The organism is Streptomyces sp. NPDC048516 (assembly GCF_043199875.1).
Taxonomy (GTDB): Bacteria; Actinomycetota; Actinomycetes; order Streptomycetales; family Streptomycetaceae; genus Streptomyces.
The window spans coordinates 166,425-190,573 of the sequence record NZ_JBICWS010000015.1 but is presented as its reverse complement, the minus strand read 5'-3'; the positions used below and the strand labels follow the sequence as shown (position 1 = coordinate 190,573).

The window sequence follows — 24,149 nt, the reverse complement described above, 5'->3', positions numbered from 1 at the left end:
CGCAGTTCGGCCGCGCGGCCGGCCCCCGTTGACCCGGCCGCGCATGCCGTTACGGTAGGAACTCCCCCTGAGGGAGGTTCAAGGCATGACCGTGTCCGCGTCCCCTGACGGCATGTGGAGCATCGGCGAACTCGCCGAGCAGGCAGGCGTCACCGTCAAGACCGTGCGCTTCTACTCGGACCGCGGTCTGCTGCCCGAGGCCACCCGCAGCGCCGGGGGCCACCGCCGGTACGGCCCCGAGGCCCTGGACCGGCTCCGTCTGATCCGTTCGCTGCGCACCCTCGACCTGCCGCTGCCGCAGGTCGACCGGATCCTCGCCCAGGAGAACGGGCCGGGCGCAACGGACGCCCTGGAGGACGCCGTCGCGGGGCAGCTGCGGGAACTCGGCACGCAACTGTCCTCCCTGCGCTGGCGGGAAGCCGCCCTTCAGCTGCTCCGCGACTGCACCCCCGAGGAACGCGCCGACCGCCTGCGCCTGATCGGTGCCGTGACCATCCCGCCCAACACGGACGCCCTGGCCCGCTTCTGGCGTCACGTACTCCCCGCGCGGCTCCCGGCCCGCCTGCTCTCCACGATGCTCGAAGCGGCGGTGCCGCAGCCCCCCGCCGACCCGACCCCGTCCGAGGTCCTGACCTTCGTCCGGCTGCACGCCGTCGCCACCGACCCCCGTGTCCGCGACATCGACATCCGCCGCCTCGCTTCCCGGCCCCCCGACGAGGCCTGCCGACCGGCCGTCCTCTACGAAGGGCTCGTCGAGGCGTGTGCGCTCGCCGCGGCGGACGTACGAGACCGACGGCCTCCGCACGCGGGCGAGGCCCTCGACTGTTTCGTCACCGCCCACGCCGGCTTGCACAACACGCGGGACACCCCTGCCTTCCGCGGCCAACTCAGCGTCCAGCTGGACCGGCTTGCGCATCCCCTCATAGACCGCTACTGGCAACTCGCCGGCGAGCTCACCTCCGCTTCCTCGCAACCGACCATCGGTGCCATGGACGACTGGCTCCGCGCCGCGCTGGACACGCAGGTCGCCCAGGAGAGGCCGGTGCCTAGCAAGACCCTGTGGGCGGCGGCCGGTCCCGGAGCCGGTCGCTGAACACCGGACCGGCGCCCGGAAACCCGGGACGCGGTGGCCTGTCCGCCGGTGCGGCGGGCGGTCAAGGACAAAGAACCCCGGGAGAGAACCTTCCCAACCCACCAAACCCCGCGTACGTCACCCATGGGGGTGAAATGGCTCAACTCGGCTGGCGCGTGGGCGACTTGGATGGGCAGGCTCGGGCCTGGCCACCGCAGACATGCGTCGGCCCCCGCCGGGACGGCAATCCCAGTGCGAGGGCCTGACCACCAGAGGAAGATACGAGCTTCCCGATGGCTGAGCAGAAGCCTAGCGGCGCTGTGCGCCCGCAATCCCGTGTTCGTCGAAGTGCCACCCACAGCGGGGTGACGCATATCCGGCAGTACCAGCCGGACCGGTACACGATCATCGGCAACCACCTCGCCCAGCACCGCGAACTCTCGCTGACCGCGATCGGGGTGGGCACCCACATCCTGTCGCTGCCCGAGGGCGCGTCGGTCGATATCCGTACGCTCGCGGCCCGCTTCCCCGAGGGGCGGGACCGGATCGCCTTCGCCCTGCGGGAGTTGGAGACGCACGGCTACGTCGAGCGGGTGCGGGAACGGACGGCTGAGGGCCGCGTGATCACCCGTACGTACGCCCATAGCGCTCCGGGTGTCACGGGGCCCGGTCAGGGCGACGAGGAGCCGGAGGGCGCGCCGTCGCCGGTGGCGGCGGAGCCGCCCCGGCCGCAGGCACCGACGACTCCCGCCGCCGAGGAGTCCTCCGCCTCCGGCGAGCACCACGCCTGCGCCCGCGCGCTCCTCGTCTCGCTGCGTCGCAACGACGACCGGCTGACCCTCCCCGAACGGGACGTACGCCGTCTCGCCCCTGCCGTCGCCGCCTGGTTCGAGAACGGCGCGAGCGCTGAGGCCGTCCGCCGCACCCTGGCCGCGGGCCTGCCGCCCGACCTGAAGAACCCGGCGGGGCTGCTCGCCCACCGCCTCCGGGAGCTGCTTCCGCCGCCGCTTCCCACAGTGCCGGAGGGCCTGCCGAGCGTCCCTACGGGCGAGGGGCGGCCACCCCGGCCTGCCCCCTTCCAGACCTGCGACGGCTGCGAGCGGGCCTTCCGGGGCCGGGGGCCGGGACTCTGCCGGGACTGCCGCGGTGAGCCGGAGTCCCGGGATCCCGCGCTCGCGGCCTGAGCGGGCTCGCCGGGCGGGCTGCTGCCGGACCCGGCCCCTCCGACGGGCCGTCGGCAAAGGCAGGGGCAAAGCGGGCGTAGCGTGGGCGGTATGACGAAGTACGGAAGCTTTCCCGGTGCGCGGCCGCGGCGGCTGCGTACCACCCCCGCGATGCGGCGGATGGTGGCCGAACACCGGCTGCACCCCGCCGACCTGATCCTTCCCGCGTTCGTACGGGAGGGGATCGGCGAGCCGGTGCCGATCTCCGCCATGCCGGGCGTCGTCCAGCACACCCGCGACACGCTGCGGAAGGCCGCCGTCGAGGCGGTCGACGCCGGGGTCGCCGGGATCATGCTGTTCGGGGTGCCCGAGGATGCGAAGAAGGACGGCGCCGGTACGGCGGGCACCGACCCCGACGGGATCTTGCAGGTCGCCATCCGTGACGTGAAGGCCGAGGTCGGTGACGATCTCGTCATCATGTCGGACCTGTGCCTGGACGAGTACACCGACCACGGGCACTGCGGTGTCCTGGATGCCGAGGGCCGGGTCGACAACGACGCGACGCTGGAACGGTACGCGGAGATGGCGCAGGTGCAGGCCGACGCGGGAGTCCATGTGGTGGGCCCCAGCGGCATGATGGACGGTCAGGTCGGCGTGATTCGTGACGCGCTCGATCAGACCGGCCACGAGGACGTGTCGGTCCTCGCCTACACGGTGAAGTACTCCTCCGCCTTCTTCGGGCCCTTCCGGGAGGCCGTCGGCTCGTCCCTCCAGGGCGACCGCAAGACCTACCAGCAGGACCCGGCCAACCTCCGTGAGTCGATGCGCGAGCTGGCGCTCGATCTGGAGGAGGGCGCCGACATGGTGATGGTCAAGCCGGCGATGCCGTATCTCGATGTGCTGGCCAAGGTCGCGGACACGGTGGACGTACCCGTCGCCGCGTACCAGATCTCCGGTGAGTACGCGATGATCGAGGCGGCCGCCGAGAAGGGCTGGATCGACCGGGACAAGGCGATCCTGGAGGCGTTGACCGGTATCAAGCGGGCCGGTGCCGACATGATCCTGACGTATTGGGCGACGGAGGTCGCGCGGGGGCTGTGAGCCGCCCCGGCCGGCCGTGCCTGGCGTTACCTTGCCGAAGCTCCTGTCCCCGGACCACGGGGGCGGGAGCTTTGTCGTGGGCGCGACGTTTTGTCCGGCGCCTGCCGGGCACGCGCCGAGTGTCAGGGAAGGCCCCGACCGACCGAGGAGCGGGTAACCATGACTGCCAAGCGCAAGATGCAGGCCAAGGGCGCGCAGGTCATCGGCGCCATGAAGGAAGTCGTCGGCCGGGCCACGCACAACCGCAAGCTGGAGGCCGAGGGCAAGGCCGAGAAGACCGCGGGGCACGGGCTGGACGCGAGCGAGAAGGTCAAGGACGCGGTACGCAGGCCCTGGCAGCACTGACGGCGCCGTTCCTGAACCGCGCCCCCTGAGCCCTGGCCCTGCCCCGGCCCTGTGGACCCTGGCCCCGGCCCCCTGAACCGCCCGGCCGCTCAGCCCGTCACGGCCCGGGCGAGCACCTTCGTCACGCCCGTGATCAGCGCGTCGTCGGAGGACGCGGCCTGCTCCGGCTTGCCCGTCAGGACGGCCAGCACGATCGGGGTGCCGTCCGGGGTCCAGGCGACGCCCACGTCATTGCCGGTGCCGTACGAACCCGTGCCCGTCTTGTCGGCGATGGCCCAGTCCTTGGGCAGCGCGGCGCGGAAGCGGTCCGTATTGGTCTCGTTGGCCTTCATCCACGCCGTCAGCCGGCCCCGGTCCGAGGGCGTGAGCGCATCGCCCACGAGCAGCCGGGTGTAGGTGCGGGCGATGGCGGCGGGGCTGGTGGTGTCCGTCCTGCGCCAGGGCTCGGCCGAGTTCAGTTCCGTCTCCCAGCGGTCGAGGCGGGTGGTGCGGTCGCCGAGGGAGCGGGCGAAGGCGGTGACGGCGGCCGGCCCGCCGAGTTCGCGGAGCAGAAGGTTGGCGGCCGTGTTGTCGCTGCGCTGGAGGGCGGCGGCGCACAGTTCGGCGAGCGTCATGCCGGTGGCGAGGTGCGCACCGGTGACGGGCGAATTGCCGACGAGGTCGGCGCGGCTGTAGTGGATGCGGCAGGCCGGCGTCTCGCCGTAGTGGTCGAGGTCGCGCAGCACCGCCCCTACGGCGAGGGTCTTGAAGACCGAGCAGAGGGGGACGCGGGTGTGGGCGCGGTAGGCGACGGTCGCGCCGGTGGCGAGGTTGCGGGCGAAGGCTCCGACGCGCGCCCGGTGTTCGTGTTCCAGGCGGCGCAGCGCTTCGTGCGGATCGCCGGCGGTGCGGGAGCGCGCGGCCGCGGGTGGGGTGGCGGACGCCAGGAGACCTGCCGCCAGCAGTCCGGCGCCGGAGCCCAGGGCGGCGCGCCGGGTCGAAGCGGCGCGCCGGGCCGGGGCCGCGGCGGGTGTGGAGGCAGGTGTGGGTGCGGCCGGCTGAGCGGTCGTGCGTGGTTCGCGGTGCATTGCTGTTTGCCCTCCCCTGGAGACCGGAACGGCCCCGTACCCGACCTCTTGTACGGGTCGGGTACGGGGCCGCAGTGGCTGGAGAGTAAGCGATGACGGGTCCGCGCCGCCGGCTGGACGACGCGGGCCGGTCAGGGCCGCTCGGGTCAGAGCCGCCCGGGTCAGAGCCGCTCGGGCGTCCGGATGCCGAGCAGCGCCATGCCCTGGTGGAGGGTGCGGGCGGTCAGGTCGCAGAGGAACAGCCGGTTGGCCAGCTGGTCCGGGCCGCCCTCGGCCTTCAGGACCGGGCACTGGTCGTAGAAGGTCGTGAACAGCGAGGCGAGGCCGTAGAGGTACGCGGCGAGCTTGTGCGGCTCGTAGGCCTCGGCGGCCTCGGCGACGGTCTCCCCGAACTGGTCGAGGTGCAGGCCCAGCGCTCGCTCGGCCGGGGCCAGCGGCAGCTCCGGGTGCGCCACGGGGGCCGCGTCACCGGCCTTGCGGAAGATCGACTGGATCCGGGCGTAGGCGTACTGGAGGTACACCGAGGTGTCGCCGTTGAGCGAGACCATCTGGTCCAGGTCGAACTTGTAGTCCCGGCTCGGGGACGTCGACAGGTCCGCGTACTTCACCGCGCCGATGCCCACCTGCGCACCGTTCTCGGTGATCTCCTGCTCGGTCAGGCCGATCGCCGCGCCCTTCTCGCGCACCACCGTGGTCGCCCGCTCGGCCGCCTCGTCGAGCAGGTCCTCCAGGCGTACGGTCTCGCCCGCACGGGTCTTGAACGGCTTGCCGTCCGCACCGAGGACCGTGCCGTAGCCCATGTTGTGCGCGGTGATGTCGTCGCTCAGCCAGCCCGCCCGGCGGGCCGTCTCGAAGACCATCCGGAAGTGCAGCGACTGGCGGACGTCGACGACGTACAGGAGCGTCGTCGCCTTCAGGTCGAAGACGCGGTTGCGGATCGCGGAGAGGTCGGAGGCCGCGTAGCCGAAGCCGCCGTCCGCCTTCTGCACGATCAGCGGCACCGGCTGGTCGTCCTTGCCGCGGATCTCGTCGAAGAAGACCACCAGCGCGCCCTCGGAGCGGACGGCGACGCCCGACTCCTCCAGCAGCCGCGCCGTCTCGGCCATCATGGCGTTGTAGGCGGACTCGCCGACGATCTCGTCGTCGCGGATCTCCATGTCCAGCTTCTCGAAGACCGAGTAGAAGTAGACCTTCGACTCGTCCACGAACCGCTGCCACAGGTCAAGGGTCTCCGCGTCGCCGGACTGGAGCGCCACGACCCGCTTCCTGGCCCGCTCCTTGAACTGCTCGTCGGAGTCGAAGACGGCGCGTGAGGCCTTGTAGACGCGGTTGAGGTTGCTCATCGCCTGCTCGCCGTCGACATCGGCCGCCGGGGCCAGCTCACCGGGGTTCTCGATCAGGTACTGGATGAGCATGCCGAACTGGGTGCCCCAGTCGCCGATGTGGTGCCGGCCGATCGTCTGCTCACCGGTGAAGTCCAGGATGTGGCGCAGGGCGTCGCCGATGACCGCCGAGCGAAGGTGCCCGACGTGCATCTCCTTGGCGACGTTCGGCTGGGCGTAGTCGATGACCGTGACGCCGGGCTGCTCCTTCAGCGGAACGCCGAGCCGGTCGTCGGCGGCGCGCGCGGCCAGCGTCTCGGTGATCGCCCGGTCGGTGATCGTGATGTTGAGGAAGCCGGGGCCGGAGACCTCGATCTCCTTGAGGAGGCCGTTCTCGCCGATCTCCGCGACGACCTTGGTCGCCAGCTCCCGCGGATTGCCCTTGAGCTTCTTGGCCAGCGCCAGCATGCCGTTGGCCTGGAAGTCGGCCCGGTCGCTCCGGCGCAGCAGCGGGTCCGCGGCGCCGGCCTCCGGCAGGGCTGCCGAGAGGGCGTCCGCGACGCGCTGGTGAACCGAAGCTGCGAGGGAAGTGACCGAGGCCATGGAGAAGAGCTCTCTTCCGGAGGAGGCAGGGAGGTGTCGTCGGAGGGGAAAGGGTTTGCCAACGAGTATCCCACGGCACTACCACTGATTTTCCGTCTGGGACAATGGGCCCGTCAGGCATTTGTGCGTCGCACGCGCAAGACGGCGCAATCAGGAAGCATCAGGAAGAGGAAGGGCCGATCGTGGCTCAGCAGAGCACCGAGACCGACTGGGTCTCCAGGTTCGCGGACGAGGTCATTGCCGAGGCGGAGCGCCGCGCCCCGGGCAAAGTGACATCAGGTGCTTCCGCACCGGTGGTCGTCTGCGCCTCGGGCCTGAGCCCGTCCGGCCCGATCCACCTCGGCAACCTCCGCGAGGTCATGACCCCGCACCTCGTCGCCGACGAGATCCGCCGCCGCGGCTACGAGGTCCGCCACCTCATCTCCTGGGACGACTACGACCGCTACCGCAAGGTCCCCAACGGCGTGCCGGGTGTCGACGACTCCTGGGCCGAGCACATCGGCAAGCCGCTGACCGCGGTGCCGGCCCCGGCCGGTTCGGCGTACCCGAACTGGGCGGAGCACTTCAAGGCAGCCATGAGCGAGGCGCTGGCCGAGCTGGGCGTCGAGTACGACGGCATCAGCCAGACCGACCAGTACACCGCCGGTGTCTACCGCGAGCAGATCCTGCACGCGATGAAGCACCGCGCGGACATCGACGCGATCCTCGGCCAGTACCGCACCAAGAAGGCACCGGCCAAGAAGTCGCAGAAGCCGGTCGACGAGGCCGAGCTGGAGGCCGCCGAGGGCTCGGGCGCGGCCGCCGAGGACGACGGCAGCGGCGGCTCGGCCGGCTACTTCCCGTACAAGCCCTACTGCGGGCAGTGCGAGAAGGACCTGACCACGGTCACCTCGTACGACGACGAGAGCACCGAGCTGTCCTACACCTGCACGGAGTGCGGTTTCGGCGAGACGGTCCGGCTGAGCGAGTTCAACCGCGGCAAGCTGGTCTGGAAGGTCGACTGGCCGATGCGGTGGGCCTACGAGGGCGTGATCTTCGAGCCGTCCGGTGTCGACCACTCCTCGCCGGGCTCGTCCTTCGTCGTCGGCGGCCAGATCGTCCGCCAGATCTTCGACGGCGACCAGCCCATCGGCCCCATGTACGCCTTCGTCGGCATCAGCGGCATGGCCAAGATGTCGTCGTCGCGCGGCGGGGTGCCGACGCCGGGTGACGCGCTGAAGATCATGGAGGCGCCGCTGCTGCGCTGGCTGTACGCGCGCCGCAAGCCCAACCAGTCCTTCAAGATCGCCTTCGACCAGGAGATCCAGCGGCTCTACGACGAGTGGGACAAGCTGGAGGCCAAGGTCGCGGACGGCAGTGCGCTGCCGGCCGACGCCGCCGCGTACGCCCGGGCGGCCCGTACCGCCGCAGGTGAGCTGCCCCGCACCCCGCGGCCGCTGCCGTACCGCACCCTCGCCTCGGTCGCGGACATCACCGCGGGCCACGATGAGCAGACGCTCCGGATCCTCGGCGAACTGGACCCGGACAACCCGGTCACCTCGCTGGACGAGACCCGGCCGCGGCTCGCCAAGGCCGAGTACTGGATCAACACCCAGGTCCCGGCCGAGCAGCGCACCATCGTCCGCGACGAGCCCGACGAGGAACTGCTCGGCACGCTCGACGAGCAGTCCCGGGGCTCGCTGCGGCTGCTGCTCGACGGCCTGGACGAGCACTGGTCGCTGGACGGGCTGACCACCCTGGTCTACGGCGTTCCGAAGGTGCAGGCGGGCCTGGAGCCGGACGCCAAGCCGACGCCGGAGCTGAAGGTCGCCCAGCGCGCGTTCTTCGCCCTGCTCTACAACCTGCTGGTCGGCCGGGACACCGGGCCGCGGCTGCCCACTCTGCTGCTGGCCGTGGGCGCGGACCGGGTGCGCAAGCTGCTGGGTGGCTGAGGGGCTCGTCGGTGGCCGACGGGCGTCGTCGGTGCCTGACGGGCCGTCGGAGCGTCATCGCCGGGGAGTCGTAGACACCTCGGGGTGGTCTCCGACCGAGGGATGACAGCGGGACGAGAAGGGTTCGGCCCCGGGGACGAGGATTCCCGGGGCCGAACCCTTCAGGCTGGAGCCATGAGGGGAATCTTAGGTTTCATCATCATGATCCAGGGCGTCATGGGATTCGTCGGGCAGGTCTTCTTCGACCGCGCCTGGGGGTTGCTGCCCCACTGGTTCGATCTGCCGTCGGCCGCTTATGTCGGCCTCTTCGCGGCAGGTGTGGCACTGGCCGTCTGGGGGACGCGGACAAGAAGCGCAAGGCGAAGCAGCAGAGGAACCAGACGGGGGCCGGGGCGGTCTAGGGGCCTCTGGGGGCCTTAGGGGCCTGGAGGCTTCGTCGGCTCCCCAGGCTTCCTGGCTCCCCAGGCTTCCTGGCTTTCCTGGCTTCCTTGGCTGTGGGTTACGCGATGTGCTCGTCCATCATTTCCGCGTTGAGGCGGTCGCTGAACTGGTCCATGTAGCGGTTCAGTTCCCGCGACCGCAGGCGGATCCCGTACTGCGCCTCCAGGTTCGCCGCGAACGCGCCCGGGGTCGGCATGCCTTCGCCCTCTATCGAGTGGCGGAACACCTGGTACAGGTCCTCGTCGGTCGGGGCCGCGGTCGCTGCCGGTGCCGGCACCGGGGCGGGCTGCGGGGCCGCCTCCGGCGTGCCCATGCCCAGCGGGCGCGTTCCGCCTGCGCCGTTCGGCACCGGGACCTGTGGGTCGGGCTCCGGCGTGCGCGGCGGCGGCACCGGGGCCTGCTCGCGCGCCGGGGCCTGCTGGTACTCGTCGTACGAGGGCTGGTGTTCGTTGCGCGAGGGCTGGTGCTCGTCGTAGGAGGGCCGGGGCTCGTCGTACGGGGGCTGGGGCTGCTGCTCCGGGACGTACGCCGGGTCGTAGTCGCCCTGGTACGTCACCTGCTGGGGCGCCGCGAACCACTGGTTCGGCATGTCCTCGGCCGCGACCGGCTCCTGGGTTCCGGCCGGCGCCCCGGACCCGGCCGGCTCCTGGGCCTTCGGCTCCACGGCGGGGGGCACGGGCCGGCGTGGCGCCGGCAGCAGCTGCGGTTCGATGCCCGCGGCGGCCAGCCCCGCCGGAGCGGTCTCCGCCAGCGGCACCCCGAACCGGGCGAGCCGCAATGGCATCAAAGACTCCACGGGAGCCTTACGACGCCAGCTCCGCCCGAACCGCGACCGCAGACGTGCCTGATACACGAGCCGTTCCTGCTCCAGCTTGATCACCGCGTCGTACGACCGCAGCTCCCACAGCTTCATCCGCCGCCACAACAGGAACGTCGGGACGGGTGCCAGCAGCCAGCGTGTGAGGCGCACACCCTCCATGTGCTTGTCCGCCGTGATGTCGGCGATCCGTCCGACGGCGTGCCGGGCGGCCTCGACGGTGACGACGAACAGCACCGGGATGACGGCATGCATGCCCATGCCCAGAGGGTCGGACGCCGCCGCGGCATTGAACGCCACCGTGGCGACCGTCAGCAGCCATGCCGCCTGCCGCAGCAGCGGGAACGGCATGCGGATCCAGGTCAGCAGCAGATCCAGCGCGAGCAGGACGCAGATGCCCGCGTCGATGCCGAGGGGGAAGAAGTAGGCGAAGGTGCCGAAGCCCTTCTTGAGGGCCAGTTCACGCACGGCCGCGTAGGAGCCGGCGAAGCCGATGCCGGCGATCACCACCGCGCCGGCGATGACCACTCCGATGAGTATCCGGTGTGTGCGTGTCAGCTTCAGTGGCGCGGCCACCCGAGGACCCCTCCCAGTCGGTCTGTTGCGGGCGACAGCCTGGCACATGCCTATGGGCGGGCGTGGGGCCGGTACGACGGACGGAGCGCGTCCAAGGGCCGGGAGGCGCGCCGGCGCCCGGGGCCGGAGCGGGCCCGGGCGCCGGCGGTGGGCTCTCGGTTGGTCCTCGGTTAATCCTCGGCGGGGTCAGGCCTTGGGCTTGGTGGCGGCGGTGACCGCCTCCTTGGCGGCGGCCTGCGTCTGCTTGAGCAGGTCGGCGGTCTTGGGGGCGTCCGCGCCCGCCAGGCCCGCGCCGTTGTAGTTGATCGTCACGACGATGTTGGAGGCCCGGGCGACGACGGTGGTGTTCTTGAAGTTGGTGCCGTCCCGCTTCACGTCGTAGGTGATCGCGGTGGCCTCGTCGCCGGTACCGGAGGTCTGGACGGTTTCGAGCTTCTTGGCGCCCTTGGTGGCCTTCGCCTCGGATATCTGCTTGGTGAAGTAGTCCGTGGCGCGCTTTTCGCCGCTGCCGACGCCCGGGTCGGAGTCGTAGCGCTGCAGGCCGATGTCCAGCCAGCGCCACTGGGTGCCGTCGACGCCCTTCTCGTCCGAGCTGGTCCAGGAGCAGGTGCCGTGGGCGGCGTTGTCCGTGGACTTGCCCTGGTCCCCGGAGGCGTCCTTCGCCTTGGGCAGCATCTTCTTGATGCTGTCCTTGGAGAACACCTCGCACGGGTTCGGCAGGTTCTTGTACTTGGCGGGCGCGACCGTCGGCGAGGGCTTCGCCGCGCTCTTGGAGGCGGAGGAGGCGTCACCGGAGCTGTCGCTGTCCGAGCCGGAGCAGCCGGCGACGAGCAGCACCGGTACTGCTGCGCAGGTGAGGAGGCTGGCGAGGCGCTTGGCTGAACGGTGCATGGTTCCTTCGCTGTTCGTCGTCGGGTCGGTCGCCGGTCGGCGGGCACGGCCGTGGTGGTGGCCGTGGGGCCCGCCCCGCCTCGCGTACGGGGCAGGGCTAGACGGCACGGTACGCGGCGCGGCGAGGTGGGTGACCGATTCATGTCGATGAGCGCAATGCTTACACCGGGCGTTTTCGCTTCTTGTCCGGCGAATCGGTCAATACGTCTGATGCGGACTATTCGTTGAGGCTGTCGGAGAGCTCGGTGGCCAGGGAACGCGCCTTGTCCTGCAGTTCCTGGCTGTCCGGCAACATCGTCTTGTCCGTGGACCACTGGTCGTAAGTGAGCTGCACGATGACGTTCGACGTGCGAAAGACCACAGTGACATCGCGGTGTACGCCGGAGTCCGCTGTCACCAATTTGTCATTGAGGAACGCCGCGTCGCCGAGGTCGTCCAGGACGCGCGGGGCGGTGGAGCCGCTGGGGTCCGTGCTCGGGTCCGTGCTCGCGTCCGCACTCGGGTCGGATGCCTGCGAGGGGCTCTGGGACGGGGCCTTGCCGTCCTTCCCGGTGGCGCTCCCGCCCGTGGCGCTCTTTCCCTTCGCACCGTTCGTGACGATTCCTTCGCCCTTGTCCTTGTCCTTGCCCTTCGAGGCGGACGGGGACGGGGCGGCGGGCGAGGGGGAGCCGGCGCCGCCGGACGGTATCTGCGCGGCCATCTTCTTCTTGTCGTAGACCCCCTGCGCCTTGTCCTCATCGCTGGTGGCGGCGTCGTACGAGACCACGCGCTGGATGTCCAGGCCCAGGTGGCGGGTGCCCGCGGTGGTCTCGCGGGTCCACCGGCAGCCGACGCGGCGGTCGGTGTCGTAGGTGATGTCGGCCACGCCGCCGTAGATCTTCCGGGCCTCGGCGTCCGACAGGTCCTGGCCGTCGCCGGGGAGCATGCCGCGGATGGCCTTGCGCGAGGGCAGCCCGCAGGCCTCCGGCAGGGTCTGGTAGAGGCCCGGCTCGGCGGCCTGGCTGGAGGTGGCGGCGTCGCCGCTCTTGGCGTCGGCGGCGCCGCCGTCGGGGCTGGAGCCGCCGGTACAGCCGGTGAGGCCCGCGGCCAGCGCCGCGGCCACCACCAGTGCGGCACCGGGTACGAACGGTTTCCGTGGCATCGCTCGCGGCTCCTTCCCCTACGAAATCCGGTTGCCGCCGGTCGGCGGCCGATGGACACAATGTCTACCGCACGTCTTGCCGCAAACGCCGGTTCGCCGTCCAAGATCGGATAATTTGTCCGGCTTTTGCGTTTTTCACAAATTCGGGGGAATGGGGAAGTTATGTCGTACGTCGAGGTGCCCGGAGCCCAGGTACCGATCCGGATGTGGACGGATCCGGCCACGGTCGAGGGCGTCGCGATGCAGCAGCTGCGCAATGTCGCCACCCTGCCGTGGATCAAGGGTCTGGCCGTGATGCCGGATGTCCATTACGGCAAGGGCGCCACCGTCGGCTCGGTGATCGCCATGCACGGCGCGGTCTGCCCGGCGGCGGTCGGTGTGGACATCGGCTGCGGGATGAGCGCGGTGAAGACCTCGCTCACCGCCAATGACCTGCCCGGTGATCTCTCCCGGCTCCGCTCGAAGATCGAGCAGGCGATCCCGGTGGGGCGCGGGATGCACGAGGATCCGGTCGACCCCGGGCGGCTGCACGGCTACCCGACGGCGGGATGGGGAGACTTCTGGTCGCGGTTCGACGGGGTGGCCGACGCGGTCAAGTTCCGTCAGGAACGCGCCACGAAGCAGATGGGTTCGCTGGGAAGCGGCAACCACTTCATCGAGTTCTGCCTCGACGATACCGGCGCGGTGTGGCTGATGCTGCACTCCGGCTCCCGGAACATCGGCAAGGAGCTCGCCGAGTTCCACATGGGGCAGGCGCAGAAGCTGCCGCACAACCAGGGCCTGGTCGACCGCGACCTCGCCGTCTTCATCGCGGACACCCCGCCGATGGCGGCGTACCGAAACGACCTGTTCTGGGCTCAGGAGTACGCCAAGCACAACCGGGCCGTGATGATGGCCCTCTTCCAGGATGTCGTCCGCAAGGAGTTCAAGAAGGCCAAGCCGACGTTCGAACCGGTGATCTCCTGCCACCACAACTATGTGGCGGAGGAGCGGTACGACGGCATGGATCTGCTGGTGACCCGTAAGGGCGCGATCCGGGCGGGCAGCGGCGAGTACGGCATCATTCCGGGCTCGATGGGCACCGGTTCGTACATCGTCAGGGGCCTGGGCAACGCCGCGTCCTTCAACTCCGCCTCCCACGGCGCCGGCCGCAAGATGAGCCGGAACGCCGCGAAGAAGCGGTTCTCCACCCAGGACCTGGAGGACCAGACGCGGGGTGTGGAGTGCCGTAAGGACTCCGGTGTGGTGGACGAGATCCCGGGTGCCTACAAGCCGATCGAGAAGGTCATCGATCAGCAGCGGGACCTGGTCGAGGTCGTCGCCAAGCTCAAGCAGGTCGTCTGCGTCAAGGGCTGATCTTCGGCGCCGCACGTGATCGATGGCCCCCGGACCGGCAGCGGGGCGGGGGCCATCGGCCGCCGTTCCATGGATGGCCCGGAGTTCAGCCGCTGTTTCGGTTGGTGGGCCGGCGGCAGCCGTTGGGGGCTGCGGCGACGGCGGCCCGGAATCGCGGGGATTTCATCAGTGGGCGGCACACTCGCCGTATCGGAAAGCATCGCTCAGGTGTCTTTCCTTGACTCCGAAAGCGGCGGAAGCAAGGGGCGGGGTGCGGAGGTGCGGACGTAAGGATCGACGCGTGATCCAAGATCCGGAACCGATACGGAATCGCAGGTGAGAAAGAGGTTTCGGGTATCCGTGCGAGGCAAGCAAGGAGGGCATGAGCAATCCCCATGAACCCATGCCCGGACATGACCCCTATCGCCCCTATGGCCATAACGGAGGCGCCTATGGGCGTAACCAGGATGACACCGGGGCAAACCGGGCAGCATTGATCATTCATACGCTCGCGGACATCGCGGCAGGATTTCTGGGCCTCTGGATCCTGCTGTACCTGCTTGAGGCAAACCAGGGAAATGTCTTCGTCGGCTTTGTGCACGGCATGGCCGACTTCCTCGCCGGCTGGTCCCAGGACATCTTCACCATGAAGCTCGAAGGTCTGCGGGTTTTCCTCAACTACGGCCTGCCTGCCGTGATTTACCTTCTGCTCGGTCATGGGATCGCTGCGCGGGTACGCCGCCTCTGACCGCATTCAGACCGGATCTCTCAGGCGTGGCCGGCGCGCTCGCCGTGCCGGAGGCCGGGAGGGTCCGCGAGCGCGTCACGTATGCCGGTGGTCGGCGAGGTCCGTGATCAGATCGTGCAGAGAGATCGCGGACCTCACCACACGGCGTCGTCGGCCGTGGCCGCCGCGCACCACATGCCTTTCCCTGCCGCCCAGCTCAGCCACTGGTGGCCAGCCGGTCACGCCACCGGTCCACCGTCGCCCTGACCTGCTCATCGACGGGCGTGGCCCGTACCGCGGTCGGCCGTCTCGCGGGTGGACCGTGCGGGCTCCGTGGCCCGAAGAAGTCCGAGGCCCGCACCTCGGCCGTCCTGGTGCGACCCTGCTCGTGCAGCTGCTGCACCGGCTCCCAACCGGCAGCGCATACCCGCCCTTTGGCGCGCCCGTCGCGGTGAGCGGCGGCTCTTCGGCCAGGGGGCCGTCCGCCGGGCCGTAGCCGTAGCCGTAGCCGTAGCCGTAGCCGTAGAGGTTGCCCGGCATGACCAGGGCGGCCCCGGTTGCCCCGGCCGCCCCGCGGGCCGACGTGACCGGCGGTGGCCGGTCACTCGCCCAGCGCGGGCAGGCGGTATGGCACAGCCCACCCTGCGCATTCTCTACGCAGAATGGGCACGTACTCGCTGCCGAATCCCGTTTCGCAGAGGGCACGCCCGCCCCGGGGGTTGATATGTCCTTCGAGTGGCGCTGGCAGTACCCCTCCGCAATCCCTGGTCGGCGAAAAGTAGGTGAAGGAGTCGTCACCATCCGGTCGATGATGCCGCCGGCCGACATCATGCGATACCGGAAAGTCTGCAGAAATGACCGATGGGTCGGGGTAGCCGGGCGCGCGTGGGCGTGGTTTGATCTCGCGTCAATCGGGAGTTGCACATCTGCTTCCGGTTGCCAGGGGTCGTAAAACCGGCAGGAGCAGCTTGCCGCCGGGTCGGCCGATATCGCTCAGGATCACCACGAACCACCAAGGGAAGGGCCAGTCATGCGTAAGGACTCCATGCCCCAGAACGAGGCTCACGAGATCGCCGAAAGCGAACTGGACAATGTCTCCGGCGGAATTCTCGGGGCCGAAAGCCTGCTGGGCGGCGGAGACTCCTCCCTGCCCGCTCTGCCTGCGCTGCCCGCTCTGGGGGGTTCGGTTTCGGGCGGCGTGAGCGGCCAGATAGGCCCCGTCTCGGGACATGCAGGGATTTCCGGCGGCGCCGGCCTCTGACGCCACCTGCACCCGGTGAACCCTGGTCTGCAGCACTCGCCCCAGCGGCGCTTCCGCATTCCCATGGGGTGATCATGGGCCCCGGCGCGTGGGGCGGTCTCTACGGATCGTCGCAACGGTCGAGGCTGTGGCCAGGCTCCAGCAGGTGGCGTGGGGTGTGTGAAGGGCTGGGGGTTGAGCGGGCGTAGCCCTGGGCGGTCCGGCGTGGTGTGCGCCGGACCGCTCTTCGCGTGTCGCCGGGGGCCCGTGTCTTCGTGGAGCGCGTCTGCCTGGAGCGTGTTCTACGTGAACGCATCTCAGGTGGCGCGTGTCTCAGGTGGTGCGGTGGACCTTGGAATTGGAGGCCTGGGCGCGGGGGCGAACCACCAGCAGGTCGATGTTGACGTGGGCGGGGCGGGTGATCGCCCAGGTGATGGTGTCGGCGACATCGTCCGCGTTGAGCGGCTGGTCGACGCCCTCGTAGACCTTGGCTGCCTTGGAGGTGTCGCCGCGGAAGCGGGTGGTGGCGAACTCGTCGGTCTTGACCATGCCCGGGGCGACCTCGATGACGCGCACCGGCTCGCCGCACAGCTCCAGACGGAGCGTTTCGGCGATGACATGGGCGCCGTGCTTGGCGGCGACATAACCGCCGCCGCCCTCGTAGGTGCCGTGGCCGGCGGTGGAGGAGAGGACGACGACGGTGCCCTCGCCGGAGGCGGTGAGGGCGGGCAGCAGCGCCTGGGTCATATGGAGCACGCCCAGCACGTTGACCTCGTACATCGCGCGCCAGTCGGCGGGGTCGCCGGTGGCGACCGGCTCCGCGCCGTAGGCCCCGCCGGCGTTGTTGACCAGGACGTCGACGGAGGGGTAGCGCTCGAGGGCGGCCGCGAAGGCGTCGACGGCGGCGCGGTCGGTGACGTCGAGGGCGTAGGCCTCGGCGTCCGGCAGCTCGGCGGCGAGCGCCTCGATGCGGTCCTTGCGGCGGGCGGTGAGTACCACGCGGTAGCCGGCAGCGGCCAGGGCCCGCGCGGTGGCGGCGCCGATGCCACTGCTCGCTCCGGTGACGACGGCGGTACGGACCTCGGCGGTCATGGCACTCTCCTCAGGGCGGTGGGGTCCCCCCGCTGCTCGAGGGCTCGGGGGAGGGTGGTCCGCGGCCAGGATATGCAGGCCGCCTCAACGGCCTCTGGGGGCATACATGATCACTGCCATTCCGGCCAGGCAGATCAGTGCGCCGGTCACATCCCAGCGATCGGGGCGGTAACCGTCGGCGATCGCGCCCCACGCCAGCGATCCGGCGACGAAGACACCGCCGTACGCGGCGAGGATACGGCCGAACGCGGCGTCCGGCTGGAACGTGGCGACCCAGCCGTACGCCCCGAGCGCGATCACCCCGGCGCCGATCCAGACCCAGCCCTTGTGTTCGCGGACGCCCTGCCAGACCAGCCAGGCGCCGCCGATTTCGAAGAGGGCGGCGACGAGGAAGAGGGCGGCGGAGCGGGCGAACAGCATGTGTGCAGCCTACGGAAACAGGGCTTCGCGCCGGCTGGGGCGGGCGGGGGATTCGGCAGGGTGCTGTGAGCGGATGGCTGTCAGTGGGGTGTGAGAGCTTCGGGGCATGCTGATCGAACGGGCTTACGTGGACGTTCCGGACGGGGAAGGGACGGCCGGGGACGGCTGGCCCTGGACGGTGCCGTGTGTGCGCCAGCTGGCCGGTGAGGGGCTGGCCTTCCGCGCTCCGGTCACTTTTCTGGTGGGGGAGAACGGGTCGGGCAAGTCGACGCTGGCCGAGGCGCTGGCGGAAGGCTTCGGACTGGATTCGTACGGCGGCTCGGCGGGATACAAGTACGCGAGTTCGCGGGAAGCGTCGCTGCTCGGCGGTCTGATGCGGTTCGACCCGACGCGGGAGGGGCGCCGGATGGTGCGCGGACCGCGGGTCCGCAGGCGCGGCTTCTTCCTGCGGGCCGAGACGGCGCTGGAGGCGCTGAACGGGGAGCGGAGGTCGAGCCGGCTGTCCCGGTCCCCGGACGAGATGAGCCACGGGGAGGGCTTTCTGATGGCCTTCCGGGAGCGGTTCTCGCAGCAGGGCCTGTATGTGATGGACGAGCCCGAGGCGGCCCTGTCCTTCTCCTCCTGTCTGGAACTGGTCGGGCTGATGGACGAGTTGGGGAGCGGTGGCGCGCAGATCATCTGCGCCACTCACTCACCGCTGCTGACGGCGCTGCCCGGCGCGGCCATCGTGGAGGTCGGCGAGCACGGGATGCGGAGCGTGGAGTGGGCGGAGCTGGGGCTGGTCGACCACTGGCGGCGCTATCTCAACGATCCCCGGGCGTATCTGCGGCATGTGCTGGAGGGGTGAGGGAGGCGGGTCGGCCGGTGCCTATGGAGTCGCCGTCCTCGGGCGCGGCGCCGGTCCAGTGGAGGAGAGCGGAGCGTAGCGCCGCCGCGCGCTCGGCGGGGGCCGTGGCATCGGTGGCCCAGGCGATATAGCCGTCGGGGCGGACGAGAAGCGCGGTGCGGCGGCCGCTGCGCCAGGAGGCGGTGACGACACGGCCGGTAGCGGGCCGGGGGGAGTCCTCCTTGCCCGGCGGAGTGTGGGGGACGCCGGGCTCGTCGGCCGGGGTGAGGAGGACGAACGTCCCCTGGCGCAGGAGTGCGTAGAGGCGGCCGCCGTCGGCCAGGCGGATGTCGGGCGCGCGCCGGCCGGCGAGGGGGTGGGCGCCGGGCCCGGCCTTGTAGGCGATGCCGATGCCGGAGACGGTGCGGATCGCGCGGCCGGACAGCGGCCGCAGATGGTTGACGAGCCGGGCGGCGAGCGTGCGGACGGCGCGTCCGGGGGCGGTGTGCAGCAGGGCGAGCCGGATGAGGGCGCCGCTGCTGCGCAGCACCTGCTTGCCCACGGGGTGGCGCTCGGTCTGATAGCTGTCCAGGAGGCTGTCGGGGGAGTGGCCCAGGAGTACCGCGGTGAGCTTCCAGCTGAGGTTGGCGGCGTCCTGGAGTCCGGTGTTCATGCCCTGGCCGCCGGCGGGGGAGTGCACATGCGCGGCATCGCCGGCGAGGAACACGCGGCCCACGCGGTAGCGGGGGACCTGGCGCTCGTCACTGTGGAAGCGGGAGACCCAGCGGACGTCGGGGACGCTGTAATCACTGCCGAGGGCGAGCCGGGTGAACTCGCGGACCTCGTCGAGACCGACGGGCGCGTCGTCGTCGGCCTGGCGGTGGCGGTTCCAGCCGATGACGCGGTACCAGCCGTCGCCGAACGAGCCGACCAGGGCGAAGGTGTCGCCGTTGGCGGTGACGGTGAAGGGGGACTCGGGCTCCCGGCTCAGCCGGACATCGGCGAGCACCAGGGAGCGGATCACGGACCTGCCGGGGAACGGCAGGCCGAGGGCTTCGCGAACGGTGCTGCGGACGCCATCGGTGCCGACGGCATAGGCGGCGCGGATGCTGCCGAGGCCTTCGGCGGTACGGAAGCGCATGGTCACGCCGTCGGCGTCCTGATCGAGGCCGAGCACTTCGCAGTCGTAGCGGAAGACGACCCCGGCCCGGCGGGCTCGCCGCTCCAGCAGCCGCTCCACCTCGAACTGCGGGGTGATCAGTACGAACGGGAAGCGGGAGCGGAGCCGGGTCGCATCGAAGGTGGCGTTCCCGAACAGGCGGATGGCGGGTACCTGGTAGCCACCGGCGACCAGCTCGTCGGCGAGTCCCCGGGCGTCCAGTTGCTCAAGGGTGCGGGCATGGACCGCCAGGGCTCGGGTGAGATTGCTGATCGTGGCGGGGCGGCGCTCCAGGAGCGTGACACCCAGGCCTGCCTCGGCGAGGTCCCCGGCGAGCAGCAGGCCGGTCGGGCCTGCGCCTACGACGATGACGTCCGTATCGCGGGCCGTCCGATCGCGGTCCTTCCGGCCGTGGTGCTTCCGCGCCTCGTCCGCCCCGGGGGAGCCGGGGTCGTCGTGGCGGCCGTGACCGCCGTGGCCGTCGTGACCGGGCTTGTGGTTCATGGCATCCATGGCTTCCGCCTCCTGCGCCTGTGCCGGTTTCTGCGTCTGCGCCGTGCCTTTGTGGGTGTGGGTGTGGGTGTCGGTGTCTGCGGCTGCTGGTGTCCGTGCCGTGCCTACGCCTGCGGCAATGCCAACGCATGTTGGTCAACGCTTGTTGGCAAGCGTAAGGCGAGCGGATCTGGTGTGTCAACAGGTGTTGGCCTACAGTTGTTGACATGGTCGAACATGCTCCCTCCGCCGCCGATGCCGCGCCTGCCGCGCCCGACGGTCCGGCGGGCCCCGCCCGCCCCCGCCGCTCCGTCGCGACGCGCGCCGCGATCCTGGCCGCCGCCCGGGACCGCTTCGCCGCGGACGGCTATGAGCGCGCCACGATCCGCGCCATCGCCAGGGATGCCGACATCGACCCGTCGATGGTGATGCGCTACTACGGCAACAAGGCCGGTCTCTTCGCGGCCGCCTCCGAGATCGAGGTGCACGCCCCGGACCTCACCCACGTACCGCGCGACGAGGCCGGCGCCCGGCTGGTACGCCACCTCCTGGAGCGCTGGGAGTGCGACGAGACGCTGACCGGCATGATGCGCGTCGGCGTCACCAACGAGGCGGGCGCGCAGCGGATGCGAGGCGTGTTCGCCGAACAGATCAAGCCGGTCCTGGCCGCGGTTTGCCCGGTGCCCGACGAGGCGCCGACCCGTGCCGCGCTGATCGCGTCCCAGATACTCGGCATGGCGCTGTGCCGCTATGTGCTGCGCATCCCGCCGGCCGTGAATCTCAGCCACGACGAGGTGGTCGCCTGGCTGGCCCCCACCATCCAGCGCTATCTGACGGCCGAACAGCCCTGATGCCCGAAAAGTCCTGGCGCCCGTACGGCCCTGATGCCCGAACGGTTATGAGGTCCGACAGTCCTGATTGCCGGACGGCTCCGAGGGCCCCCGGCGGCGGTCGGAGTCAGCGGGCGTAGGCGGTGGGCGGGACCCCGACGGTGGCGCTGACCTCGCGGATCAGATGCGCCTGATCGCTGTAGCCCAGTTCGGCGGCGAGCGCGGCCCAGTCGACCTCGGCGTCGGACGAGGCGCGCTCCAGGGCCTCGTGCACCCGGTAGCGCAGCAGCACCCACTTGGGGCTGACCCCTACGTACCCCGCGAACAGTCGCTGCAGGGTCCGTACGGACATGCCCTCGGCCTGCGCGAAGTCCGCGACCCGGCGGATCGTGCGGTCCGTGCGGATCCGGTCGGCCAGTCCCATGGCGAGGTCGGCCTGAGCGAGGACCCGGGGGCCGGCCCGCACGCGGGGGAGCAGGAACGCGTCGAGCGCGGCCACCCGGGCGTCCTCGTCGTCCGGCTCCAGCACGGCGGCTGCGGCACCGGTGGCCGTGACGCCGGGCGTAGCGGTGTCGGGAGCAGCGGTGTCGGCGGTCGTGGCGTCGGTGGCCCCGAACACCGTCGCCAGCGGCAGCCGGCGGTCCGTCCAGTCCGTGGCGGGCCGCTCCGGGCTGAACGGCCGGAACCCGCCGGGCCGGAACTGCACCCCGCACACCCGCCCGCGCCCCGTCAGCTTCTGTGCGAACAGCTCCAGCCCGACGCCCGCGACCTCGCCGAAGCCGGGCCGGTCGGCGTACCGCTGGAAGACGAGGTTCACGCAGGGGTGCGGAACGACATGCGTGGCATACGGCTCGGACAGATCCCAGTCGATCAGCCAGTAGTGCTCGACATAGGGGCGCAGTGGCGCGGCGGGGGTGCGGCGGCGGAACTGCACCCGCGTGAACAGTCCGGGGGCGTCGACGATGCCCCGGGTATCGCGCCGTGGAGCGGCCATGCCTGGATTTTAGGGGTGCTGGCGACATCCCGCCCGCGCCGTCCCGCCGGGCCCGCGCGGGTGGGCCGCAGTGGTCGGACGGGCTGCCGTGTGCCCGGTCGCGCGGGCTGTCGCATTTTTTCAAGCCGCCCGCGGCCGCGGCCCGTAGCGTCCTCTCCATGACCGACATGCAAGACATTCCGGATGAAACGCCTGCGAGGGAAACGGGACCGAGCCCCGCGCCCACACCGGCATCCACGGCCCCACCGGCCCCCGCGTCCCCGCCGATCAGCGCGCTGCTCGAAGCGGCGGCGGACGCGGCGCTCCCCGTACTGCGCGGGGTGCGCGACGACCAGCTGGAACTGCCGACGCCGTGTGCCGAGTACGACCTGAGGGCGCTGCTCAACCACCTCTTCCAGGTGGTCGTCGCCTTTCAGACGCTGGCCGCCAAGAAGGACGTGGACTTCAGCACCACCCCCGACCGGCTCGGTGAGTACGGCGCGCGGTGGCCCGACCGGTTCGCGGACGAGACGGAGCGACTGGTCGAGGCATGGGCGGCGCCGGGCGCGGAGGACGGCCTGACCGGCGGAATGAATCTGCCGGCGCGGACCGTCGGCGCGATGGTGCTGCTGGATCTGACGGTGCACGCCTGGGACGTGGCGCGGGCGACCGGCCGGCCGTACGCGTCACCCGCCGGGTGCGTGGCCGAGCTGCGGACACTGGTCGCACAGATGGCTCCGACGGCCCGGAAGATGAACGTCTTCGCCGACCCGCTCCCCGTCCCGCCCGGCGCCTCCGCTCTCGACGTGCTGCTGGCGGAGACCGGCCGCGACCCGTACTGGACGGCCGGCTGACGGGCCGTCGGCCGCCGGGCAACGCCTCCGGCTCGGCAACGCCTCCGGCCGGGCAACGCCCCCGGCCCGGCAACGTCTCTGCCGGGGGCAATGCCCCCGCCGGGGCAGTAACTCCGCGTGGCAACACGTCCGTCAGGTCAGCCCCTCCGCCAGGGCAACGCACCCCGGGCAGGGCCTCCGCGCGGGCTCGGCCACCTGGCTCGAATGGCCCGCACCCCACTGGTGTCACCCCTAGCCTGGACCCACGACCCGGCAGTCAGCAGACCGAGGGGAGGCGGCCGCGGATGGACGAGCGGCGGACGGACGAGCGGCCGATGCCCCGCGACCGGCTCCCCGAGGCGCTGATCGATTTCTACGGGCTGGCGCCGCTGCCCCGTGAAGGCGGCCGGTTCCGGCGCACCTGGGCAGGCCCCGAACGTGCGGACGGACGGCCCGAGGGATCGGCGATCGTGATGCTGCTGACCGCCGAGCCAGGCGACTTCTCCGCCCTGCACCGGCTGCCCACCGACGAAATCTGGCACTTCTACCGCGGTGATCCGCTCGCCCTGTTCCTCCTCCCGGAAGACGGCGGCGCCCGTACGGTCGTCCTCGGGCCGGACGTGCTCGGCGGGCAGCACGTCCAGTTCACGGTGCCGGCCGGTACGTGGATGGCCGCCGAGGTCGCCGACGGCGGGTCCTGGACGCTCTTCGGCTGCACGATGGCGCCGGGTTTCACCTTCGAGGACTACGAGCACGGGGACGCCGCCGAACTGGCCGTGCGCTTCCCCGAGGAGGCAGCGCGGATCGCCGCCCTGAGCCGACCATGACCGAACCGACCACCGAACCGGCCACCGAACCGACCGTCACCGAACCGACCACCGACCCGACCATGACCGAGACCGTGTCCGAGGCCCCCGGCCCCTCCCCTCACCCCGGCCTCCCCGGCCTCCGCGGCCAGGTCGCCCTCGTCACCGGCGCCGCCGGCGGCCTCGGCCGCGGTATCGCGCTGCGGTTCGCCGCCGCGGGGGCCGCCGTCGTGGCGCATTACCGGACGGGCGCCGAGGCGGCGCGGGACCTGGTCGAGCGGATCGAGGCGGACGGCGGGAGCGCGCTGGCGCTGGCCGCCGATCTGGCCGTCGAGGAGGAGTGCCACCGCCTGGTGACCGAGGCGGCCGGCTGGCGCGGGCGGCTGACCGCGCTGGTGAACAACGCGGGGGTGCAGCCGACGCAGGAGCTGGCGGGGATGTCGCTCGCCGACTGGCGGGCGGTGGCGGAGGTGAACGTGCACAGTGTCTTCGCCTGCACCCAGGCCGCGGCGGCCGTGATGCGAGCGGGCACCGGAGGGTCGGTGACGCATATCGCCTCGATCGAGGCGGCCCGGCCGGCGCCGCAGCACGCCCACTACTGCGCGTCGAAGGCGGCGGTGGTGATGCATGCGCGCACGGCGGCGCTGGAGTACGGGGCGTACGGCATCCGCGTCAACAGCGTCTCGCCCGGCCTGATCGACCGGCCAGGCCTGGCCGGGGACTGGCCGGAGGGGGTGCGCCGCTGGCAAGCGGCGGCGCCCGCCGGGCGGTTGGGCAGGCCGGAGGACGTGGGCGATGCCTGTGTCTTCCTCGCCTCGCCGATGGCGTCCTGGATCACCGGGCACGATCTGGTCGTGGACGGCGGTGTGTCGGCCCGCCCCACGTGGTGAGCGGCGGCATGCTGCCCCGGGCGCGGCTTGGCCCGCGGCGCGGCCCGGCCCCAGGG

The 24,149-nt window shown here is 71.2% G+C and carries 22 protein-coding genes; 13 read left to right on the top strand and 9 right to left on the bottom strand.

The features are described from left to right. Positions 1 to 85 precede the first annotated feature (85 nt). The 4 genes from ACGFR7_RS27660 to ACGFR7_RS27645 all read left to right on the top strand — a co-directional run bounded on the left by ACGFR7_RS27660 (position 86) and on the right by ACGFR7_RS27645 (position 3,681). The gene (locus ACGFR7_RS27660; RefSeq protein WP_393324492.1) at positions 86 to 1,093 is read left to right on the top strand and encodes a MerR family transcriptional regulator; all 1,008 of its coding nucleotides are present in this window, start codon (positions 86 to 88) and stop codon (positions 1,091 to 1,093) included. A 344-nt stretch (positions 1,094 to 1,437) separates the two neighbouring features. Further along, a complete protein-coding gene (locus ACGFR7_RS27655; protein ID WP_393324489.1) occupies positions 1,438 to 2,256 on the top strand; it encodes a helix-turn-helix domain-containing protein in 819 nt (272 codons plus the stop codon). 90 nt (positions 2,257 to 2,346) lie between these two features. Beyond that, positions 2,347 to 3,336, top strand: a complete 990-nt coding sequence (hemB, locus tag ACGFR7_RS27650) for a porphobilinogen synthase (RefSeq protein WP_393324486.1) — start codon at positions 2,347 to 2,349, stop codon at positions 3,334 to 3,336. A gap of 159 nt (positions 3,337 to 3,495) precedes the next feature. Continuing rightward, positions 3,496 to 3,681, top strand: coding sequence for a CsbD family protein (locus ACGFR7_RS27645; RefSeq protein ID WP_336054505.1), 186 nt, complete (start codon positions 3,496 to 3,498; stop codon positions 3,679 to 3,681). A gap of 89 nt (positions 3,682 to 3,770) precedes the next feature. Here the strand turns inward: ACGFR7_RS27645 and bla are convergent, their stop codons facing one another. Both bla and argS read right to left on the bottom strand, forming a co-directional pair. Beyond that, positions 3,771 to 4,748: a class A beta-lactamase gene (gene bla, locus ACGFR7_RS27640; RefSeq protein ID WP_393324483.1), complete on the bottom strand. Its 978-nt coding sequence runs from the start codon at positions 4,746 to 4,748 to the stop codon at positions 3,771 to 3,773. 161 nt (positions 4,749 to 4,909) lie between these two features. Next, positions 4,910 to 6,673 carry an arginine--tRNA ligase gene (gene argS / locus ACGFR7_RS27635; protein WP_393324480.1) on the bottom strand — a complete coding sequence of 588 codons (1,764 nt, stop codon included), beginning with the start codon at positions 6,671 to 6,673 and terminating at the stop codon, positions 4,910 to 4,912. Between the two features lie 182 nt (positions 6,674 to 6,855). Here argS and lysS point away from each other — a divergent pair, with 182 nt between their 5' ends. Continuing rightward, the gene (gene lysS, locus ACGFR7_RS27630) at positions 6,856 to 8,604 is read left to right on the top strand and encodes a lysine--tRNA ligase (protein WP_393324477.1); all 1,749 of its coding nucleotides are present in this window, start codon (positions 6,856 to 6,858) and stop codon (positions 8,602 to 8,604) included. 499 nt (positions 8,605 to 9,103) lie between these two features. Here lysS and ACGFR7_RS27625 read toward each other — a convergent pair whose 3' ends face one another. The 3 genes from ACGFR7_RS27625 to ACGFR7_RS27615 form a co-directional block, all read right to left on the bottom strand. Next, the gene (locus ACGFR7_RS27625) at positions 9,104 to 10,438 is read right to left on the bottom strand and encodes a DUF2637 domain-containing protein (RefSeq protein WP_393324474.1); all 1,335 of its coding nucleotides are present in this window, start codon (positions 10,436 to 10,438) and stop codon (positions 9,104 to 9,106) included. A gap of 186 nt (positions 10,439 to 10,624) precedes the next feature. Continuing rightward, positions 10,625 to 11,329 (bottom strand): DUF3558 family protein, encoded by a 705-nt coding sequence (locus ACGFR7_RS27620; RefSeq protein WP_393324472.1) that lies wholly within the window; start codon positions 11,327 to 11,329, stop codon positions 10,625 to 10,627. A gap of 217 nt (positions 11,330 to 11,546) precedes the next feature. Continuing rightward, entirely contained in the window at positions 11,547 to 12,470 is a 924-nt protein-coding gene (locus ACGFR7_RS27615) for a hypothetical protein (protein ID WP_393324469.1), read from the bottom strand. Positions 12,471 to 12,632: 162 nt separating this feature from the next. Here ACGFR7_RS27615 and ACGFR7_RS27610 point away from each other — a divergent pair, with 162 nt between their 5' ends. The 3 genes from ACGFR7_RS27610 (at position 12,633) to ACGFR7_RS27600 (ending at position 15,793) form a co-directional block, all read left to right on the top strand. Then, positions 12,633 to 13,826: an RtcB family protein gene (locus tag ACGFR7_RS27610; protein ID WP_393324466.1), complete on the top strand. Its 1,194-nt coding sequence runs from the start codon at positions 12,633 to 12,635 to the stop codon at positions 13,824 to 13,826. A 361-nt stretch (positions 13,827 to 14,187) separates the two neighbouring features. Further along, on the top strand, positions 14,188 to 14,553 hold the full coding sequence (locus ACGFR7_RS27605; RefSeq protein WP_393324463.1) for a hypothetical protein: 366 nt from the start codon (positions 14,188 to 14,190) through the stop codon (positions 14,551 to 14,553). Between the two features lie 1,024 nt (positions 14,554 to 15,577). Then, positions 15,578 to 15,793 carry a type A2 lantipeptide gene (locus tag ACGFR7_RS27600; RefSeq protein WP_393324461.1) on the top strand — a complete coding sequence of 72 codons (216 nt, stop codon included), beginning with the start codon at positions 15,578 to 15,580 and terminating at the stop codon, positions 15,791 to 15,793. A 312-nt stretch (positions 15,794 to 16,105) separates the two neighbouring features. On the opposite strand, the gene ACGFR7_RS27595 is transcribed toward ACGFR7_RS27600, so the two are convergent. Both ACGFR7_RS27595 and ACGFR7_RS27590 read right to left on the bottom strand, forming a co-directional pair. Next, positions 16,106 to 16,864 carry an SDR family NAD(P)-dependent oxidoreductase gene (locus ACGFR7_RS27595; protein WP_393324458.1) on the bottom strand — a complete coding sequence of 253 codons (759 nt, stop codon included), beginning with the start codon at positions 16,862 to 16,864 and terminating at the stop codon, positions 16,106 to 16,108. A gap of 84 nt (positions 16,865 to 16,948) precedes the next feature. Further along, positions 16,949 to 17,284: a YnfA family protein gene (locus ACGFR7_RS27590; RefSeq protein ID WP_350251718.1), complete on the bottom strand. Its 336-nt coding sequence runs from the start codon at positions 17,282 to 17,284 to the stop codon at positions 16,949 to 16,951. Between the two features lie 106 nt (positions 17,285 to 17,390). Between ACGFR7_RS27590 and ACGFR7_RS27585 the strand changes: the two genes are divergently transcribed. Then, positions 17,391 to 18,131, top strand: coding sequence for an AAA family ATPase (locus tag ACGFR7_RS27585; protein WP_393324455.1), 741 nt, complete (start codon positions 17,391 to 17,393; stop codon positions 18,129 to 18,131). Here the strand turns inward: ACGFR7_RS27585 and ACGFR7_RS27580 are convergent. Continuing rightward, a complete protein-coding gene (locus ACGFR7_RS27580) occupies positions 18,088 to 19,782 on the bottom strand; it encodes an FAD-dependent monooxygenase (protein WP_393324452.1) in 1,695 nt (564 codons plus the stop codon). The genes ACGFR7_RS27585 and ACGFR7_RS27580 overlap by 44 nt on opposite strands. Before the next feature lie 206 nt (positions 19,783 to 19,988). Here ACGFR7_RS27580 and ACGFR7_RS27575 point away from each other — a divergent pair, with 206 nt between their 5' ends. Beyond that, a complete protein-coding gene (locus ACGFR7_RS27575; protein ID WP_393324449.1) occupies positions 19,989 to 20,612 on the top strand; it encodes a TetR family transcriptional regulator in 624 nt (207 codons plus the stop codon). A gap of 106 nt (positions 20,613 to 20,718) precedes the next feature. Here ACGFR7_RS27575 and ACGFR7_RS27570 read toward each other — a convergent pair whose 3' ends face one another. After that, on the bottom strand, positions 20,719 to 21,585 hold the full coding sequence (locus ACGFR7_RS27570) for a DUF6597 domain-containing transcriptional factor (protein WP_393324446.1): 867 nt from the start codon (positions 21,583 to 21,585) through the stop codon (positions 20,719 to 20,721). A gap of 158 nt (positions 21,586 to 21,743) precedes the next feature. Between ACGFR7_RS27570 and ACGFR7_RS27565 the strand changes: the two genes are divergently transcribed. The 3 genes from ACGFR7_RS27565 (at position 21,744) to ACGFR7_RS27555 (ending at position 24,093) form a co-directional block, all read left to right on the top strand. Further along, positions 21,744 to 22,418 (top strand): TIGR03086 family metal-binding protein, encoded by a 675-nt coding sequence (locus tag ACGFR7_RS27565; protein WP_393324444.1) that lies wholly within the window; start codon positions 21,744 to 21,746, stop codon positions 22,416 to 22,418. A 284-nt stretch (positions 22,419 to 22,702) separates the two neighbouring features. Then, a complete protein-coding gene (locus ACGFR7_RS27560; protein WP_393324441.1) occupies positions 22,703 to 23,224 on the top strand; it encodes a cupin domain-containing protein in 522 nt (173 codons plus the stop codon). A gap of 62 nt (positions 23,225 to 23,286) precedes the next feature. Next, positions 23,287 to 24,093, top strand: coding sequence for an SDR family NAD(P)-dependent oxidoreductase (locus ACGFR7_RS27555; RefSeq protein ID WP_393324557.1), 807 nt, complete (start codon positions 23,287 to 23,289; stop codon positions 24,091 to 24,093). The last annotated feature ends 56 nt before the right edge of the window (positions 24,094 to 24,149 follow it).